The organism is Paenibacillus taichungensis, from assembly GCF_003287275.1.
Classification (GTDB): domain Bacteria; phylum Bacillota; class Bacilli; order Paenibacillales; family Paenibacillaceae; genus Paenibacillus; species Paenibacillus taichungensis_A.
The window spans coordinates 1-17,863 of record NZ_QEVW01000019.1 but is presented as its reverse complement, the minus strand read 5'-3'; the positions used below and the strand labels follow the sequence as shown (position 1 = coordinate 17,863).

Below are 17,863 nucleotides of genomic sequence, written 5' to 3'. Positions count from 1 at the left end.
CGCAAGGCGGGGCTTAAGGGCTCGGGCTGCGACCCGGGGCAGCTGCTTCGCATCGCTGCCTGAGCCCCTGTTGCTCCGCAAGGCGGGGCTTAAGGGCTAGCAGCTACAGCCGAATTTCTCTTCGCCGCCGAAATCGAGGCGGGTTGGATAATCATTATCAAAGCATGCGAGGCAAAGCCCGCCTTTGTAGTCATCCTGATTATCTCCCTGAATCGATGTAATCAGCCCATCGGGGCTGAGGAATGACAGGGAGTCCGCGTTGATTTCACGGCAAATTTCTTCCACCGACAGTTGAGAGGCAATCAATTCGCGACTGTCAGGCGTATCAATACCGTAGAAGCACGGGTTTTTGAACGGTGGTGATGTAATCCGTACATGCACCTCTGTTGCTCCGGCATCCCGCAGCATGTTTACGATCCGGCGGGAAGTGGTTCCCCGTACGATGGAGTCGTCAATCATGACCACGCGTTTGCCTTCTACCACACGGCGCACGGCGCTCAGTTTCATCTTCACGCCTTGCTCCCGCAGTTCCTGGCTTGGCTGGATAAACGTACGTCCGGTGTATTTGTTTTTGATCATACCCATCTCATACGGAATCCCTGTCTGCTCGGCGTAGCCAATTGCCGCGGAAATACTGGAGTCCGGTACACCTGTTACCAGATCTGCATCGACAAACGACTCAATCGCCATCCGGCTGCCCATCCGTTTACGCGCAGCGTGCTGGTTTGCACCATTCATGTCACTGTCCGGACGGGCAAAGTAGATATACTCCATCGCGCACAGTGCCTTGCGGTGTTTGTGATGATCAAAGCGGTCTTCATGAAGACCATCCGCATCCAGTACCAACAGTTCGCCTGGCTCAATGTCACGAATCAACTCTGCGCCAATCGTCTCCAGCGCACATGTTTCGGATGCAAACAGATAAGCATCTCCCAATTTACCCATTGTGAGCGGACGCAGACCATGGGGATCAGAAGCAACCAGCAACTTGTCGTTGGTCATGATCAGAAATGCATAACCACCCACAATCCGTTGGAACGCATCCTTCGCAGCTTCTACCAATCCTTTGGAAGATCTCGCGATTAGATGGGCAATAACTTCGGTATCACTGGTCGTTTGAAAAATGGATCCGCCCTGCTCCAATTCACGCCGGATTGTTGGCGCATTTACAATGTTTCCGTTCGTTGCTACAGCCAGATCACCATCACGGTATTTGAATACCAATGGTTGTGCGTTCGTCAGCTTACTGTCACCACTCGTTGAATAACGAACGTGTCCGATGGAGATATCCCCGGTTAACGTCTGCATCAGGTCTTTGGTGAAGACTTCCTTCACCAGACCCATACCACGGTGGTAGTGAAACTCGTTACCGTCACTTACACACATCCCTGCACTTTCTTCACCCCGGTGTTGAAGGGCATGCAGGCCATAATAGGATAGCGATGCGGCGTCAGGATGTTTGAACACCCCGAATACTCCGCATTCTTCCTTTAATTTGTCGAGTCCTTCCTTGCCGGACCCTTCGTTATAATAATCACCTGTCCACAATGGTCCTGTCGTCAGTTCATGAGACATGGAATCGCATCCTCCCAGACCTGAGTTAAACCTCCTACAGGTTCGTTCACGGCTGATGTTCCGTTCAATTCAATTGTCAGGTTACTTCCTTCTACACGTCCAATAACAGCTACAGGCACACCACGTTCACGTACAAAAGCTTCCAGCTTACCTGCTTGCTCCGGCGAAGTCGACAGCAAAATACGAGATTGGCTCTCACTGAATAGGGCGTGATCTGCCCGCAGTGCAGTCTCGACATTCACCTGTGCTCCAACGTTACCACTGATACAAGACTCTGCGAGTGCAACAGCCAAGCCGCCTTCAGACAAGTCATGTGCCGAGCGAACAAGACCGGATTGAATAGCTTCCAGCACGGTGCTGAGCAACGCTTTTTCCGTTTGCAAATTCAGTTCTGGCGGACGACCTTCCGTCTGGCCATGAACCGCGTATTGCAGCTCGCTGCCACCCAGCTCAGCTTTTGTTTCACCGAGGAGGATGATAACATCACCTTCGGATTTGAATGCTTGTGTTGTGATGTGATCTGTATCATGAACGAGACCAACCATACCAACCACTGGTGTTGGATAGATAGAGCCTTTAGCGTTTTCGTTGTACAGACTCACATTACCACCGATAACTGGCGTATCCAGCACGCGGCAAGCTTCCGCCATACCGTCTACTGCTTTTTCCATCTGCCAGAAAATATCCGGCTTCTCCGGGTTACCAAAGTTCAGGTTGTCCGTAATCGCGAGTGGCTCTGCACCGGAACATACAATGTTACGGGCAGCTTCACTGACTGCAATCCGTCCGCCTACTTCTGGATCCAGATATACATAACGTCCATTACAGTCCGTTGTCATCGCGAGACCTTTGCGTGTGCCACGAATCGTGACTACGGCTGCATCCGACCCCGGACGAACGGCAGTGCTTGTACGTACCATGTAATCGTATTGATCATAAATCCATTTTTTACTTGCTACTGTTGGTGAAGCCAGCACTTGTTTCAGCGCTCCGCCGAGATCCGACACTTCGTCGTAACGAAGCGTGTCGATGGAAGCACTTTGCTCATAGTATGCAGGTACAGAAGAAGGTTTGTCGTACACTGGACATTCGTCAACCAGTGCCGTTACTGGCATATCTCCAACCACTTCACCGTGGTGGATCAATTTCAGACGTCCGTCATCCGTTACTTTACCGACTTTCGCACAGATTACGCCCCAACGTTCAAAGATTTCCATCGCCTGCGCCTCATCCTTCGGCTCAACAACGAACAACATCCGTTCCTGGGACTCGGACAACATCATCTCGTAAGGCGTCATGCCTTCTTCACGCTGTGGTACCTGATCCAGATACAATTCCAGACCGTTACCCGCTTTACTTGCCATCTCTGCACTCGAACATGTCAGACCAGCAGCACCCATATCCTGAATCCCGAGCACGATGCCCGTGTCGATCAATTCCAGACAGGATTCCATTACCAGTTTCTCCATAAACGGATCACCGACCTGAACCGCTGTCCGTTGGGACTCGGATTCTTCCGTCAGTTCAACCGATGCAAAGGTTGCTCCATGAATTCCATCACGGCCTGTTGGCGGGCCCACATAGTAAACCGGGTTACCTACGCCTTTAGCTACACCGCGCTGAATCTTGTCATGATCAATCAGACCCACACACATCGCGTTAACCAGCGGATTACCTTCATAGCTCTCATCAAACATCACTTCGCCACCAACGGTAGGAATACCGATACAGTTACCGTATCCAGCAATACCCGCTACCACATGTTCGAACAAATATTTAACGCGATCGCTCTCCAGCTTACCGAAACGCAGGGAGTTCAGTATTGCTACGGGTCTTGCACCCATGGAGAAAATATCACGGATAATGCCGCCCACACCTGTTGCCGCACCTTGATAAGGCTCAACCGCGGAAGGATGGTTATGGCTTTCAATTTTGAATACAACGGCCTGATTGTCACCGATATCCACGATACCGGCACCTTCACCAGGTCCCATCAGGACACGTGGTCCAGTGGTTGGGAAACGGCGCAGCAATGGCTTGGAGTTTTTATAAGCGCAGTGCTCCGACCACATCACACTGAAAACACCAATTTCCGTGTAGTTCGGCTTACGCCCCATGAACTCACAGATCAGCTCATACTCGCTGTCAGACACGCCCATTTGTGCGTAAAGTTTATGTTCTGCGACCTGTTCTGCCGTCGGTTCCTTAGCGGATAGCTGCTGCGTCATGCCGATCCCTCCATGCTTTCAAAATAGATGTAAACATACGTTTGCCGTCTTCCGAACCCAGCAGTGAGTCCACCGCGCGCTCTGGATGTGGCATCATGCCAACCACATTTCCACCCTCATTACAGATTCCCGCGATATCACCCAGGGAACCGTTCGGGTTGCTGCCATACGTAAAGACGATCTGGTTGTTTGCCTGCAAACTTGCTAGTGTTTCTTCGTCACAGTAATAGTTTCCTTCACCGTGAGCAATAGGAATAACGATCTCTTCCCCAGGTGCATAGTCACGTGTAAATGGAGTATCTGCATTCGCCACTTTCAACACCGTATCGTGACAACGGAATTTCAGCGACATGTTGCGGATCAACGCGCCAGGAAGCAATCCTGCCTCAGTGAGGATCTGGAATCCGTTGCAAATGCCGAGAATATATTTACCTTGTTCAGCAGCCTTAGCTACCTCATTCATTACGGGTGCAAAACGGGAGATCGCTCCGCAGCGCAGATAGTCTCCATAAGAGAAACCACCTGGAACAAGGATACAATCATAAGCCGATAAATCTGTAGCCGTGTGCCATACATAATCAACCTCTTGTCCAATCGCATCTTCTACTGCTTTGTAACAGTCGATGTCGCAGTTGGATCCAGGAAACACAAGAACTGCAAATTTCATGGGATTAACCCTCCAATTCGTAGCGGTAATCTTCAACAACGGTGTTAGCCAGCAGCTTCTCACACATTACTGTCAATCGTTTCTCCGCTTCCGCACGGTCTGTTGTATCCAGAGTCAGTTCCATGACTTTACCAATCCGTACACTTTCCACTTCATTGAATCCCATCGAGTGCAGGGCACCTTGAACAGCTACTCCTTGCGGGTCGAGAACGCTTTGCTTAATAGTGACATAGACGGTTGCTTTAATCATGATCCTTATGTTCCTCCTCAGTAATGAACGGGATAAATGCTTTACGCTGTTAAAAAAAGTGACTTGGGAGCTTGCTCCTGGGCGGATTGTTCTTCCGGTCGCTGTTGTCCCCAGGTTTTTCTGAATTGTTTTGAACCGCTGTGCGGTCAAAACCCGGGGACAAAGGCGAACGCTATCGCTCCTTTAAGAACAATTCCGCCCCTCCGCTAGTCCATACGACGTTTTTTTAAAGGCCTAAACCCTTTACGTTGCACGGTGGGTAATGGTCGAGCCTGACCATTACGTGAAAAAAGTGAATGGTCTATAAAATAGTTTAGTAATCAATGAATTTAATTCTCGTAATTTTTTCAGGCTTCCCTATCTGTGGGAAGCCACCGCTCTAATTGCCCTACCCCCAGTATGAGACTGGTGGAGGGAAAAATTTGAGCTGGAGAAGCGTTAGCGCTCGCCTTTGCAACCGGAATGTTTCCTTTTGAAGAAAGGATTCCAATCCAAACATTCCGGGGGCAACAGCGATCGAAAGCCAAACTTTCCCGTAGCCTACACTCAAACGTCCCTTACTCAAACTTATTTTTCCGTTAAACGGTTATAAATATCGACGTATCTTGCGGTTGTGGCCTCCACTACCTCTTGTGGCAGCGGGTCAGGTTTGCTGTTCTTGTCCCAATCGCTGCCTAACAGATAGGTACGCACTGGCTCTTTATCCATGCTGTCGATCTCGATGTCGAGTGCATAATTCTCCTGGGCCCAGAAGCGAGAAGCGTCTGGCGTGAAGATTTCATCGATTAGAATGACTTTGCCATCGACCATGCCGAACTCGAATTTGCAGTCTGCGAGAATGATGCCCCGCTGATCGCAATAGTCGCGAGCGAATTCGTAGAGACGCAGGCTCTTTTCCTGAAGCTCAATCGCCAGAGCATCTCCGACAATTTCTTTCATTCGATCCATCGGAATGTCTTCGTCATGACCGACATCGTTTTTAGCTGCTGGGGTGAAGATGGGAACGTCGAGCTTGGCGTTTTTGCGAAGTCCCTCCGGCAGCTTGATGCCGTTGACCTCTCCGCTTTTCTCATATTGTCTCCACCCGCCTCCGGTAATGTATCCGCGTACCACACATTCAATATCAATGCGTTCGGCTTTGCGGGTCACCATGATGCGGTCTTTGAGCTGTTCAGGATCAGTGATGACATCGCCCAATTGGTTTACATCCGTATGCACCACGTGGTTATCCATCATGTCGTCCGTCAGTTCAAACCAGAAGCTGCTCAGTTTATTAAGCACATTGCCCTTCTCGGGAACGGCCGGGTCCAGCACATAGTCAAATGCCGAAATCCGGTCCGTAACCACGATGAGAAAATGTTCACCCAGATCGTACAACTCACGCACTTTTCCCTTGTATAACAAAGGAGCTTTAACGAGATCTGCCGCAGTGGACAGCGCCATGGAGGCTCACCTTCTTTCAGGAGATGTAGGGCTATAAACAGAGCCGTGATGGTGCACACTTCACTCCGATGACAGAACAATCTTCCGATCGCTGTTATCCCCAGATTTTTTGATTCCACTTTTTCAAAGTGAAAATCCGGGGATAAAGGCGAACGCTTCGCTTCTTCAGCTTATTTCTGTCCTCTGCGTTCCCTGCTGACCCATCATTCTGTTCTCTAGCCTTATGAAAGGATTATATTAGTCGTTCAAACCAAGTTTTTTGAAGATTGTATCCACATGCTTCAGGTGCCATGACGGGTTGAACGCATCTGCGATTTCCTCGTCGCTCAGCACTTCCGTAATTTCCGGTGTGGATTTCACGATATCCTGGAACTGGCGTTGTTCTTCCCATGCTTGCATCGCACGTGGCTGAACTGTATCGTATGCCTGCTCACGGCTGAAACCTTTGTCGATCAACTTCGTCATTACGCGACCGGAGAATGGTACACCGAAGGTGCGCTCCATATTGCGTTTCATATTTTCAGGGAATACCGTCAGGTTCTTCACAATGTTACCGAAACGGTTCAGCATGTAGTTCAGCAGCATCGTTGCATCCGGCAGAATGATACGCTCTACGGAAGAATGCGAGATATCACGCTCGTGCCACAGCGTCACGTTTTCGTATGCCGATACCATATGTCCGCGAATAACGCGGGACAGACCGGAAATATTTTCACTGCCGATTGGGTTACGTTTGTGCGGCATTGCCGAAGATCCTTTTTGACCTTTTGCAAATGCCTCTTCCACTTCACGGAACTCACTCTTTTGCAGCGCACGTACTTCTGTAGCGAACTTGTCCAGTGATGTTGCGATCAATGCCAGTGTAGCCATGTATTCTGCATGACGGTCACGTTGCAGCGTTTGAGTCGAGATTGGTGCAGGCTTCGTACCCAACTTCTCGCAGACAAACTCTTCAACAAACGGATCAATGTTCGCGTAAGTACCAACTGCTCCAGAGATTTTACCGTATTGTACGTTGTCTGCCGCGTGGCGGAAACGCTCCAAATTCCGTTTCATTTCTTCATGCCAGAGTGCCATTTTCAGACCAAACGTCGTAGGCTCCGCGTGTACCCCATGTGTACGTCCCATCATTGGCGTGTGCTGATAGGTCTTCGCTTTTTCACGTAAAATTTCGATAAAGTTCACAATGTCACGTTCCAGGATTTCGTTTGCCTGACGCAGTACATATCCAAGAGCCGTATCAACGACATCCGTGGAAGTCAGTCCGTAGTGCACCCATTTCCGCTCAGCACCCAGACTTTCAGATACCGTACGTGTGAAAGCAATAACGTCATGACGTGTTTCCTGTTCAATCTCGTAAATGCGGTCGATGTCAAAAGAAGCGTTCTGACGAAGCAATGCTGCTTCTTCCTTAGGAATGACGCCAAGCTCCGCCCAAGCTTCACATGCACAAATTTCAACTTCCAGCCATGACTTGAATTTGTTCTCCTCCGTCCAGATGGCTCTCATTTCGGGTCTGCTATAACGTTCGATCATAAATTTGTATTCCTCCAAAGATTAGTTTGTTCAATCCATTGTAATCCTTCTTCGACATCCTGACAGAGCAGATTGACATGCCCCATTTTTCGTCCTGTCTTTGCTTCGGTTTTACCATATATATGAAGCTTAGGAATTACACCGAGTTCCAACGCTTCCGCGTCAGCCTGACCCGTTCTGGCAATTATACCTTCCAGATGTTCTCCAAGCACATTAACCATAACAACCGGGCTCAATAATGAGGTATCTCCAAGCGGCAATCCGCAAATCGCACGAATATGCTGTTCGAATTGCGATGTGGCGCAGGCTTCCATCGTATAGTGGCCGGAATTATGCGGCCTAGGGGCCAGCTCATTCACATACAGTCTTCCATCTGCCGCAACAAACAATTCCACTGCGAGCAATCCAACGGCCTGTATGGATTGAGCCACTGCTGCCGCCAATTTCTGCGCTTCAATCTGTATTTCGGTCGCCACTCTTGCGGGTACAATCGAAGCATGCAAAATGTTGTTCACATGAATGTTCTCCGCAGGCGGGAACGTCTTAATCTCTCCATTCGTGCTGCGTGCAACAACCACTGAAATCTCGCAGTCAAACTTGATAAATTGCTCCAATACCAGTTCCGCACCGGTAGCTGCAAGTTCTTCATAAGCAGCTAGCCCCTGATTTGCTTCGCGAATAACCCGTTGACCCTTGCCGTCATATCCGCCTGTCACCGTCTTCAGTACACAAGGAACACCAAGTTCACTCACGGCTGCCTTCATGGTGTCCTTGCTTGTAATTTCCCGGTAAGGGGCTACACGTACACCAGCCGCCTCAATGGCTCGTTTTTCACGCAAACGATGCTGGGTTGTGTACAATAACGCACTTCCTTGCGGTACATAGGATTCCCGTTCCAGGAGAGAAGCAACATCTGCATCTACATTCTCGAACTCATAGGTGATTACATCACACTGCCGAGCCAGTTCGATTGCAGCCTTTTCATCGTCATATCCCGCTTCAATCTGATCGGCAATTTGTCCACAAGGAGCATCAGCTGCCGGATCAAGTGTAACGAACCGATACCCCATCGCTGTTCCGGCAAGTGTCAGCATCCGTCCAAGCTGCCCGCCTCCAAGAACACCGATGGTTGTTTTACCTGGGAGCAGAACACGTTCTGCTTTACCTGCTGATCCGGGTTGAATTTGTGTATTCGTCATATTTCGTCACTGCTTTCGAGCACTTCTTGTTTGATTCGCTCTCTGCGGGCTTCGCTGCGGCGTTGGACATCCTGGTCAAAAGCACCGATGATCTGAGCCGCAAGCAATCCGGCATTCGTTGCACCTGCCTTGCCAATCGCTACCGTTGCGACGGGAATGCCACCAGGCATTTGAACAATGGACAGCAAGGAATCGAGACCATTTAGCGCCTTGGATTGCACCGGAACTCCAATGACCGGAAGCATCGTCTTGGAAGCGACCATACCGGGCAGATGTGCTGCCCCGCCCGCACCTGCAATGATAACCTTGAATCCACGGCCAATCGCTTGCTCCGCGTATTCAAACATCAAATCTGGCGTGCGATGCGCGGATACGACCTTTTTTTCATACCCAATCTCCAGCTCGTCCAGCACCTCACAAGCATACTTCATCGTTTCCCAATCCGACTTACTGCCCATAATCACAGCCACCTGTACTGACATGAATACATCCAACTCCCGTCTGAGCGTTTTGGTTTCATCCTGTTGCTTCTCGTTTAATTGTGAAATGAAAAAATCCGCTACCCGCGAAAACATCACATTTTCTCCGGACACCGGACTCCAAGAAATACGTATCCCGCATTTGGGCATGCCAAAGGCAGGCTTGCTGTCCGCATCTGATTTCATGCGTCTCTCAGCCGTATCTCCTCGTAGTCCGGAAATTTACGGTTCCCGGGTAGATACTTCCGGGCCCTATTCCCGGCGTTATACGAGCAAATATCTATTTCAACAAATTAATTCAATAATAATGAAGATTCCACATCTTTCGAACCTACTCGACCTTATATATAACTGATCGACACATCTAACATTCTAACAATCCCCTACAGCTAATGTCAACTTAAAGACGAACATTTAACATATTGACAAATATAATGTTCGGAAATAACCGATCATTCAGAGGTGGTGCATCCCTTTTATTCCAAAAAAGAAAGCCGACCCCTCTTCAACCTATCGAAGACAGCCGGCTTTTCTCTTTCATGTGTACACACACATTCTATAATTATTTCACGATAAGTACCGGAACCTGAGCATGCTGAACTACGTTGTGACTGACGCTGCCCAAGACAAATTCCCGAATTCCACCAAGACCACGACTACCAATAATGATAATGTCCGATCCGTTCTCTTTGGCATAACCGAGAAGGACCTCGGCAGCTGCTCCTTGAATCAGATCCACGTTCGCTGTAACGCCAGCAGCCTGAATCCGCTCTTTCGCTTCATCCGTCGTTTGCACCGCCAGATTATAGTAGTCATTATTCAATGAAGGTGGCAAAGGTGCCAACCCTTCCCCGATGAATACACGTGGAAAGTCAAAAGCATGGATAACATCCAAGACAGCACCCGGAGAAACTTTGGCTAACTCAATCGCACGATCAAGTGCCTTATTTGAAGCTTTCGAACCATCATATGCTACTAGTATTTTGGAGAATAACATGTAAATCCCGTCCCTTCCTTTATATGTAGAACATTCGAAGCCAGCTTCGGTCTGACATAAAATACAAGAACCATGTAACTCCTTAAACATCCCCAGGTCAAAATGAACCATTTATAAGAAACATTTTACATAATCATTCAAGCCATTCACCTAGAGTACAGCAGATCCTAACCATTCAATCCATACCTTATTGCAGAAAATACCCATAGATTACCGCATTCAGGAATAACAACAACGGAATGCCGATCGTAAAACTGGGATGCTTGGTCTTGTGACGTTTACGATACATTGCAATCCATACTCCCAATGCCCCACCAATAAAGGCCAGCAGGAACAGCGTTCGTTCGGGTGTACGATCTCGACGGCGCTGCGCACGTTTCTTGTCGTCCGACATGACCAGGTAACCTACGACATTGATAAATAAAAACCACAGTATCAATCCGGTTTGCATATAATTCTAGCGGTCCCCCTGTCCCGGGACATCTCCCTGTACCTCCATTATAGTCCTCTGAAGGAACATGATCAACGCGAGAAGGGAACCGCAAAGATATTTAGAAGCAATGAATCCCTAATACCGAACCTATGACTCCTGCTTAGGAATACCATTCAGGTTTGGTGCTCTTTTTGCTGCCTTTTCGGGACGTACAGAGATACTCTCTTCCCGGATACTGTCTTTGTTCTGCTGATTATGAATCTTTTCTGGTTTGTTATGTGGCATCTGCGTATCACCTCCTAGGCTTACGTTGCCTGAAAAAGGAGAATCTTATACGACAGTCTTACTCTCCCTTTTTCTCCATGGCTGCCTTCAACAGTTCTCCCAGATTGGAACCGATCGACTCTTGTTTAGCATATTGTTTGACCAGCTTTTGCTGATCACGTTTGTTCACATGCTGTTTGTCTTTATCCAATGTTTCCGTTATGCCGCAAGGCAAGCATTGCACGTACAAACCAGCCTTACCCTCTTTAATTTCCATCTTTTTGTGACACTGTGCACACCGACGGTTGGATAATCGTTTTTCTGCCGAACGACGATATCCGCAATCCTCTGTTGGACACACGAGGAACTTGCCGCGTTTGCCCTTTTTCTCCAACAAGCGCGCATTACAATCCGGACAGTGACTGTTGGATACATTATGTGGCTTATACTCCGCTTTGCTTCCTTTTACCGTAGATACAAGCTCTTTCGCCATTGAACGAATGCTTTCCAGGAAAGGCTCTGGCTTCCCTTGCCCACGAGCAATTCGCTCCAGTTCAGCTTCCCATCGGGCTGTTAAATCAGGTGTACGCAGCTGAGGAGCAGCCAATTCAATTAACTGCTTTCCTTTTCCCGTTGGATGCATGCAGTTCCCTTGACGATCGATAGTGTCGGAACTTACCAGCTTCTCAATAATATCCGCTCGTGTAGCTGGAGTACCCAGTCCATACTTCTCCATTTGGGAAAGCAAAGCTGCCTCCGTATACCGTTTGGGCGGCATCGTCCGTCCACTTTTGATATGACAACGTTGAACCGTCACGGACTGACCTTGCTGCACGTCTGGTAAAAGCGCACGCTCATGTTCCGAAGAATCGTCAGCACGATCATCATCCTCATTGCTGTAATCTCCGCCGTACACTTCCCGCCAGCCGCTTTCTTTCACCGTTGTTCCTTTCACATGAAAGGAATCGTCGCCCACCTGAATAGTGATCGCAACAGAATCGTACCTCGCAGCCGGATAGAACAAGCTGATAAAACGGCGTACGATCAGATCGTATAACTTACGTTCCTCTGGATTCAGCTGATTGAGGAGAACCGTCTGTTCTGTTGGAATGATCGCGTGGTGATCGGTTACCTTGCTGTCATCCACGATACGTTTGGTGATATTCAGATTTTTGCGCAACAACGGACGAGCCAAAGACGCATAAGGGCCAATCGCCACACTATCCAGTCGTTCTTTTAGTGTTCCCGTCATATCCGATGTCAGGTAACGGCTGTCTGTACGTGGGTAGGTTACCAGCTTGTGCTGTTCATAAAGACGCTGCAGCACATTCGATGTTTGCTTGGCGGAGAAACCGTATTTCCGGTTGGCATCCCGTTGTAATTCCGTCAGGTCATAAGCCAGCGGATGCGGCTCAACCTTTTCGCTTTTTTTCACTTGGGCAATCGTACCTTTGCGACCCTCTATTCGTTTCTTCAATTCTTGTGTCTCTTGCGGATTGAAGATGCGTGAATCCCCACCTGCAGCACGCCATACCGCCTGAAAAGCTCCCAAATCCGCCGTTAACGTCTCATACTCCTGCGAACGGAAACCATTGATCTCATTTTCCCTGTCCATAATCATGCCAAGTGTAGGGGTCTGTACCCGTCCAGCTGACAATTGTGCATTAAATCGAACCGTCAATGCACGCGTCACGTTAAGACCGATCATCCAATCCGCCTCTGCCCGGCAACGTGCCGATTCATAAAGACGATCAAACTGGCTGCCTGGCTTGAGTGATGCAAATCCATCCTTGATTGCCTTGTCCGTCTGGGAAGATATCCACAGCCGCTTGAACGGCTTTTTCCACTGCGCCATTTGCATAATCCAACGAGCCAGCAATTCACCCTCACGTGCTGCATCCGTTGCAATGACCAATTCACCAACATCCTGACGTTTCATCAGCTGCTGAACCGCTTTGTATTGATGGTTAGTTTCTTTGAGTACCTTCAGCTTGGTACGATCGGGCAGAATCGGCAAATCCTCCAGATTCCATGTTGCATACTTTTTGTCATAGTCCTCTGGTTCAGCCAACCCGACCAGATGTCCAAGCGCCCAGGTCACGATATATTTCGGGCCTTCCATATAACTTTTATGTTTATCACGCGCCCCCATCACTCTGGCTATTTCGCGTGCCACAGATGGTTTTTCTGCGAGTACTAATGTTTTCACTCCATCTCTTCCTTTCTTTAATAAAACCTATAACTTTATTGCTCCCATCGATGACTAAGATTAATCTTCCACTTCTATCTTTTCATTATATCATTTCATGGTATGGGTTTGCTTTGGCTTCAAAAAGAGCGATTCCCCTAATGAGATACCTATCTCACGTTATTAATGTCAGGTTATTTGACACAATATTGTTCGACAATTTTCTTCCGCGCATGAAATTAGGAGCATTTTGTAGGAACTATGGCGTGAATATAGTATGTATACGTTTTTTTGGATAAATATCAGTGTTGTAAGAATACCTTACATCTATTTAGAATGTGACAAAAGCAACTATATCAGATTCGCTAACACACATCATTGATACACAGGAAGGGAGCGTGGATGCATGACTAATCATGGATCTGTATTGAAAAAAAGTGGGGCCTTGTTACTGGCCGGAGCAGTTGTTGCCACAACATGGGGAGTAACGGTCCCCTCAGCTTCAGCTGCAATATCTACGCCTTCTAGCAAAACTACGGTTGCAGCCGTAACCGCTGGTAAGGCTCCTGTCACTGGAACAGCATTTGTTCAAGCCATGGAAGAAGCGGCTACACTTGCAGGTGTTCCTTTTTCCATGGACAAGCTTTCTGGTACAACAGTACAGCGTAAAGATGCTGCTTTAGCATTGCAAACCTGGCTGAAGCTGGAGTCCACTCCAGAATCGTTCAAGGATGTCCCGGATCAGGCGAGCTTTGCCGGTGCTGTTGGTGCGTTGAACACCGCTGGGTTGATGAAAGGATATACCGACACCCTCTTCCTTCCTAATGCAGTACTTACCCAAAATGATGTCGCCATATTGAAAGAACGCATTTATAACTACATACAACCATTTGTTCTGGAGGAAGCCACCATTACGGATCTCCAGGCTGCCATGACGCAAGGAAAGCTGACATCCAAAGAACTCGTTCAGAAGTACCTGGATCGCATTGAAAAATACGATGATCAGGGTGTGAGCATTAATGCAGTTCTGACGTTGAACCCGGATGCTCTCAAAATCGCTGAAACGTTAGATGAAGAACGTGCAGCTCAGGGCCCCCGTGGACCTTTACATGGTATTCCGGTTTTAGTTAAAGACAACTTTGATACCAACGATATGCCTACAACCGCAGGATGTATCTGTTTGAAAGATTCTGTTCCTGCTCACGATGCTGAACAAGTGAAGAAACTCAAAGCAGCCGGGGCCATTATTTTGGGCAAAACCAATCTGCATGAATTCGCATTCGGCATTACCACGTCCAGCTCGCTGGGTGGACAAACACTGAATCCTTATGCGCTGGATCACTATCCAGGCGGGTCAAGTGGTGGTACGGGTGCCGCCATTGCCTCAAACTTTGCAGCTGCAGGCATGGGTACTGACACGGGCGGATCAATCCGTATCCCTTCCAGCTTCAACAGCCTTGTCGGTATTCGTCCAACGATCGGACTGTCCAGCCGTGAAGGAATCATCCCTCTCGCATTGACACAGGATGTCGGTGGTCCTATGGCTCGTACCGTGAGTGATGCCGCAATCATGCTGGATGCTACAGCTGGCTATGATAAAAATGATGTCGCTACAGCTTATGCTGTAGGCAAAATCCCTTCCAGTTATACAGATTTCCTGGATGTAAACGGTCTGAAAGGTGCACGGATCGGTGTGGCCACCGAACTCATCCCAAGCACCAAAGCTGAGGAAAAAGCCGTTGCTGACGTGATTAACAACGCTGTAGAAGAACTCAAAACGCTGGGAGCTACGGCAGTCCCAATCAGCATTCCGAACCTGGCTGAAATAAACAAATACCCAAGCTTGAGTGGATACGAGTTCAAATTCCAACTTAATGACTATCTGGAGTCTCTTGGTGACGAAGCCCCTTATCACAGCTTGTCTGAGATTATTGCTTCCGGACAGTTCGACAAATCACAAGAACAGTCAATGAAGACTCGTGATGCACGGGAAACGTTGGAAACTGCCGAATACAAGGACATCGTCCTGAAACGTACTCAAATCACACGTGAGTCCTTGCTGAAAGTTATGGCGGACAACAACCTGGATGCCATCATCTATCCTACGTCCACGCAAGCCGCTGGTGTTATTGGCGAAGGACAAAACTCCGGCGGTAACAACCGATTGAGTCCATTCTCCGGCTTCCCGGCAATCACCGTACCTGCTGGATTTACAACTGAAGGTTTACCAGTAGGTATGGAATTCCTGGGCCGCGCCTTTGATGAAGGAACCTTGATCAAGCTGGCTTACAGCTATGAGCAAGGGACTCATCATCGCCAAGCACCGAAGCTCACGCCATAAATCGTTCATCAGGTTAATTAAACTACGATTAGAATAATGCAAACTTTTATGGTAATAGCCTGCTTCATAGGAATTGAGCGGTATCAGATACAAAGCTAATCGTTATGGAGTTATTATTGAGTTAGAGAACCTTCAATCAATCTAATAAACAAACAAAAAAGTACATCCCTTTCATGCGTTCATGAAAAGGATGTACTTTTTTTGTGTATTATCTCCATTCAAGCATGAAAAGACTTATATCTGTTTCTTTAATGGGTATCAGGTACGCTCCATCTAAGCACGAGACCTGCATAGGTCAGGCCGCCCCCAAAACCAAAGAGGGCCACTTGATGCCCATTCTTTAATTTTCCTTCGTCTACTGCAAGCTGTAAAGCAAGCGGAATGGAAGCGGCAGAGGTATTCCCTCGGTACTCCACACTTGTTAAAGTGCGTTCCAGCGGAATAGGACCGCGTTCACACACCGCTTCAATCATTCTTAGATTCGCACTATGGGGTACAAACCAATCAATCTGCTCCGGACTCATCTCTGCTTTGGCTATAAGCCCACCCAATTGTTCTGGAATCGTGCGTACTGCCCACTTATAGATCTCTCTGCCATTCTGGACAAGACATCCCTCACCCTGTAGAGGTACGCCATTCATCTCAGAAGAAAGACCCGTTTTATAGAGATGAATACCTCCTTCTCCACTCGTACCTGAGATGGCTGCCATAAGGTCACCTTTACCAACAGCCCTTTCTACCAAAAACGCTCCTGCCCCGTCGCCGAACAATACACATGTCGTACGGTCTGTATAATCGGTAATCTTGGACAACGTCTCTGCTCCAATAACCAACACTTTATGATACATGCCACTGGTTACCAAACTGTCCGCCAGCTGTAATCCATACGTAAACCCCGCACATGCCGCATTCAAATCAAGCACTCCCGTATGTGGAATCTTGAGATTCGCCTGTACTCTGGATGCTGTGCTTGGGAATGAATATTCAGGTGTGCTGGTAGCAACCAAAATCATATCCACATCTTCTACCTTAACATTATAACGACGCATCATATCCTCTACAGCCTTGGTGGCCAGGTCAGATACAAATTGATCATCAGCTGCTATGCGCCGTTCTCTCATCCCTGTACGCTGTACAATCCATTCATCACTCGTGTCGACCAGCTTCTCCAAATCAGCATTACTTAATATTCGATCCGGTACATACGTACCCATTGCGGTAATGGTTGACATTGATTGATTCATACCGGTAGTCACCTCGTTTGTTTTTTACCATTATAGCACTAAGTATTAGTACTTGGTACTAATTTTTAAAAAATTTATTATTATGCTTCATACCTCACTTGTTTATATTAAGCACTCTATTCATCCTATTACCCTGAGTCATGCAAGCTATCGCATGCAGTTTTAATGAAGAATTGTGGATATCCTCTGAGTAACATGAAGAATGCCTTAATTTAATGTGTTCTCTATAGACAGTCCATTCCAACAGTAGGAAAATAAACAGATTGCCCTACATTACTAAAGAATAGAGATGATGTATACCTATGAAAAAAGAATATAATATCCTTGCGATTTCCGGCAGTCTGCGCAATCAGTCCTCTAATACGTTACTAATGCATGCCATGATTAAGCTAGCTCCTTCTTACCTTAAGTTTGAAGTATATGGTGGATTAAATGATCTACCACATTTTAACCCTGACCTTGATGTAGAAGAACCTCCTGAGTCCGTGCAGAATTTAAGAGCCCAACTGAAACATTCGGACGGAGTTCTGATCTGCACGCCGGAGTATGGGAACGGAGTTCCTGGAGTATTAAAAAACGCATTAGATTGGATTGTATCTTCTGGAGAATGGATTAATAAACCCACTATTGCCATTGCTGCTTCTCCAAGCCCTATGGGCGGTGACAAAGCCCATGCTTCACTATTGCTGACGTTAAACATGATTAATGCCCAAGTTTTACATGAGGCCTCTCTAACCATTCCTCATATTACAATGAAGATAAATAAACAAGGAGTCATCATTGATTTAGAAATCCAGCATGCATTGGAAAACACCCTTTTGTGCCTAGGGGATGCATGCAACCAAATGGATAAATAGACAGACAGTCTACTTAAATTAAACTGACTATAAAGAAATGGAAAACCTAAAAAGTTTTAGTACTTCGCATAAATTGGAATAAAAAAACAGCCCTGGATTTCCTCCGGGCTGTTACGGTTTATATTAGAAATATAATATTAGACAAATAAAAACCACCACCGA

General features: G+C 47.6%; 15 protein-coding genes and 1 riboswitch. Of the genes, 2 read left to right on the top strand and 13 right to left on the bottom strand.

Going from position 1 to position 17,863, the window contains the following annotated elements; translation table 11 throughout:
- Positions 1 to 96: 96 nt before the first annotated feature.
- The 12 genes from purF to DC345_RS25345 form a co-directional block, all read right to left on the bottom strand.
- Positions 97 to 1,575, bottom strand: coding sequence for an amidophosphoribosyltransferase (gene purF / locus DC345_RS25395; RefSeq protein ID WP_079697175.1), 1,479 nt, complete (start codon positions 1,573 to 1,575; stop codon positions 97 to 99).
- The gene (gene purL / locus DC345_RS25390) at positions 1,560 to 3,803 is read right to left on the bottom strand and encodes a phosphoribosylformylglycinamidine synthase subunit PurL (protein WP_113055577.1); all 2,244 of its coding nucleotides are present in this window, start codon (positions 3,801 to 3,803) and stop codon (positions 1,560 to 1,562) included. The genes purF and purL overlap by 16 nt, the downstream gene beginning before the upstream one ends.
- Positions 3,781 to 4,470, bottom strand: coding sequence for a phosphoribosylformylglycinamidine synthase subunit PurQ (gene purQ / locus DC345_RS25385; protein WP_024633543.1), 690 nt, complete (start codon positions 4,468 to 4,470; stop codon positions 3,781 to 3,783). Before purQ ends, purL begins: the two co-directional genes overlap by 23 nt.
- A gap of 4 nt (positions 4,471 to 4,474) precedes the next feature.
- Entirely contained in the window at positions 4,475 to 4,720 is a 246-nt protein-coding gene (gene purS / locus DC345_RS25380) for a phosphoribosylformylglycinamidine synthase subunit PurS (protein WP_024633544.1), read from the bottom strand.
- Between the two features lie 567 nt (positions 4,721 to 5,287).
- Positions 5,288 to 6,163 (bottom strand): phosphoribosylaminoimidazolesuccinocarboxamide synthase, encoded by an 876-nt coding sequence (locus tag DC345_RS25375; RefSeq protein ID WP_113055576.1) that lies wholly within the window; start codon positions 6,161 to 6,163, stop codon positions 5,288 to 5,290.
- A 237-nt stretch (positions 6,164 to 6,400) separates the two neighbouring features.
- Positions 6,401 to 7,699 carry an adenylosuccinate lyase gene (purB, locus tag DC345_RS25370; RefSeq protein WP_113055575.1) on the bottom strand — a complete coding sequence of 433 codons (1,299 nt, stop codon included), beginning with the start codon at positions 7,697 to 7,699 and terminating at the stop codon, positions 6,401 to 6,403.
- The gene (gene purK, locus DC345_RS25365; protein ID WP_113055574.1) at positions 7,696 to 8,898 is read right to left on the bottom strand and encodes a 5-(carboxyamino)imidazole ribonucleotide synthase; all 1,203 of its coding nucleotides are present in this window, start codon (positions 8,896 to 8,898) and stop codon (positions 7,696 to 7,698) included. The genes purB and purK overlap by 4 nt, the downstream gene beginning before the upstream one ends.
- Complete coding sequence (gene purE / locus DC345_RS25360) at positions 8,895 to 9,380, bottom strand: 5-(carboxyamino)imidazole ribonucleotide mutase (protein WP_090904914.1); 486 nt, start codon at positions 9,378 to 9,380, stop codon at positions 8,895 to 8,897. Before purE ends, purK begins: the two co-directional genes overlap by 4 nt.
- Before the next feature lie 187 nt (positions 9,381 to 9,567).
- A riboswitch (purine riboswitch) is annotated at positions 9,568 to 9,669 on the bottom strand.
- A 270-nt stretch (positions 9,670 to 9,939) separates the two neighbouring features.
- The gene (locus tag DC345_RS25355; RefSeq protein ID WP_113055573.1) at positions 9,940 to 10,374 is read right to left on the bottom strand and encodes a universal stress protein; all 435 of its coding nucleotides are present in this window, start codon (positions 10,372 to 10,374) and stop codon (positions 9,940 to 9,942) included.
- 187 nt (positions 10,375 to 10,561) lie between these two features.
- Positions 10,562 to 10,825, bottom strand: coding sequence for a DUF1294 domain-containing protein (locus DC345_RS25350; protein WP_063568208.1), 264 nt, complete (start codon positions 10,823 to 10,825; stop codon positions 10,562 to 10,564).
- Positions 10,826 to 10,954: 129 nt separating this feature from the next.
- Positions 10,955 to 11,092, bottom strand: a complete 138-nt coding sequence (locus DC345_RS31860; protein ID WP_181586730.1) for a hypothetical protein — start codon at positions 11,090 to 11,092, stop codon at positions 10,955 to 10,957.
- A gap of 58 nt (positions 11,093 to 11,150) precedes the next feature.
- A complete protein-coding gene (locus tag DC345_RS25345) occupies positions 11,151 to 13,280 on the bottom strand; it encodes a DNA topoisomerase III (protein WP_113055572.1) in 2,130 nt (709 codons plus the stop codon).
- A gap of 385 nt (positions 13,281 to 13,665) precedes the next feature.
- On the opposite strand from DC345_RS25345, the gene DC345_RS25340 reads away from it, so the two are divergent.
- Positions 13,666 to 15,600: an amidase family protein gene (locus tag DC345_RS25340; protein ID WP_113055571.1), complete on the top strand. Its 1,935-nt coding sequence runs from the start codon at positions 13,666 to 13,668 to the stop codon at positions 15,598 to 15,600.
- Positions 15,601 to 15,848: 248 nt separating this feature from the next.
- Here the strand turns inward: DC345_RS25340 and DC345_RS25335 are convergent, their stop codons facing one another.
- Entirely contained in the window at positions 15,849 to 16,844 is a 996-nt protein-coding gene (locus DC345_RS25335; protein ID WP_113055570.1) for a ketoacyl-ACP synthase III, read from the bottom strand.
- A 302-nt stretch (positions 16,845 to 17,146) separates the two neighbouring features.
- Here DC345_RS25335 and DC345_RS25330 point away from each other — a divergent pair, with 302 nt between their 5' ends.
- Positions 17,147 to 17,701, top strand: a complete 555-nt coding sequence (locus DC345_RS25330; protein WP_113055569.1) for an NADPH-dependent FMN reductase — start codon at positions 17,147 to 17,149, stop codon at positions 17,699 to 17,701.
- The last annotated feature ends 162 nt before the right edge of the window (positions 17,702 to 17,863 follow it).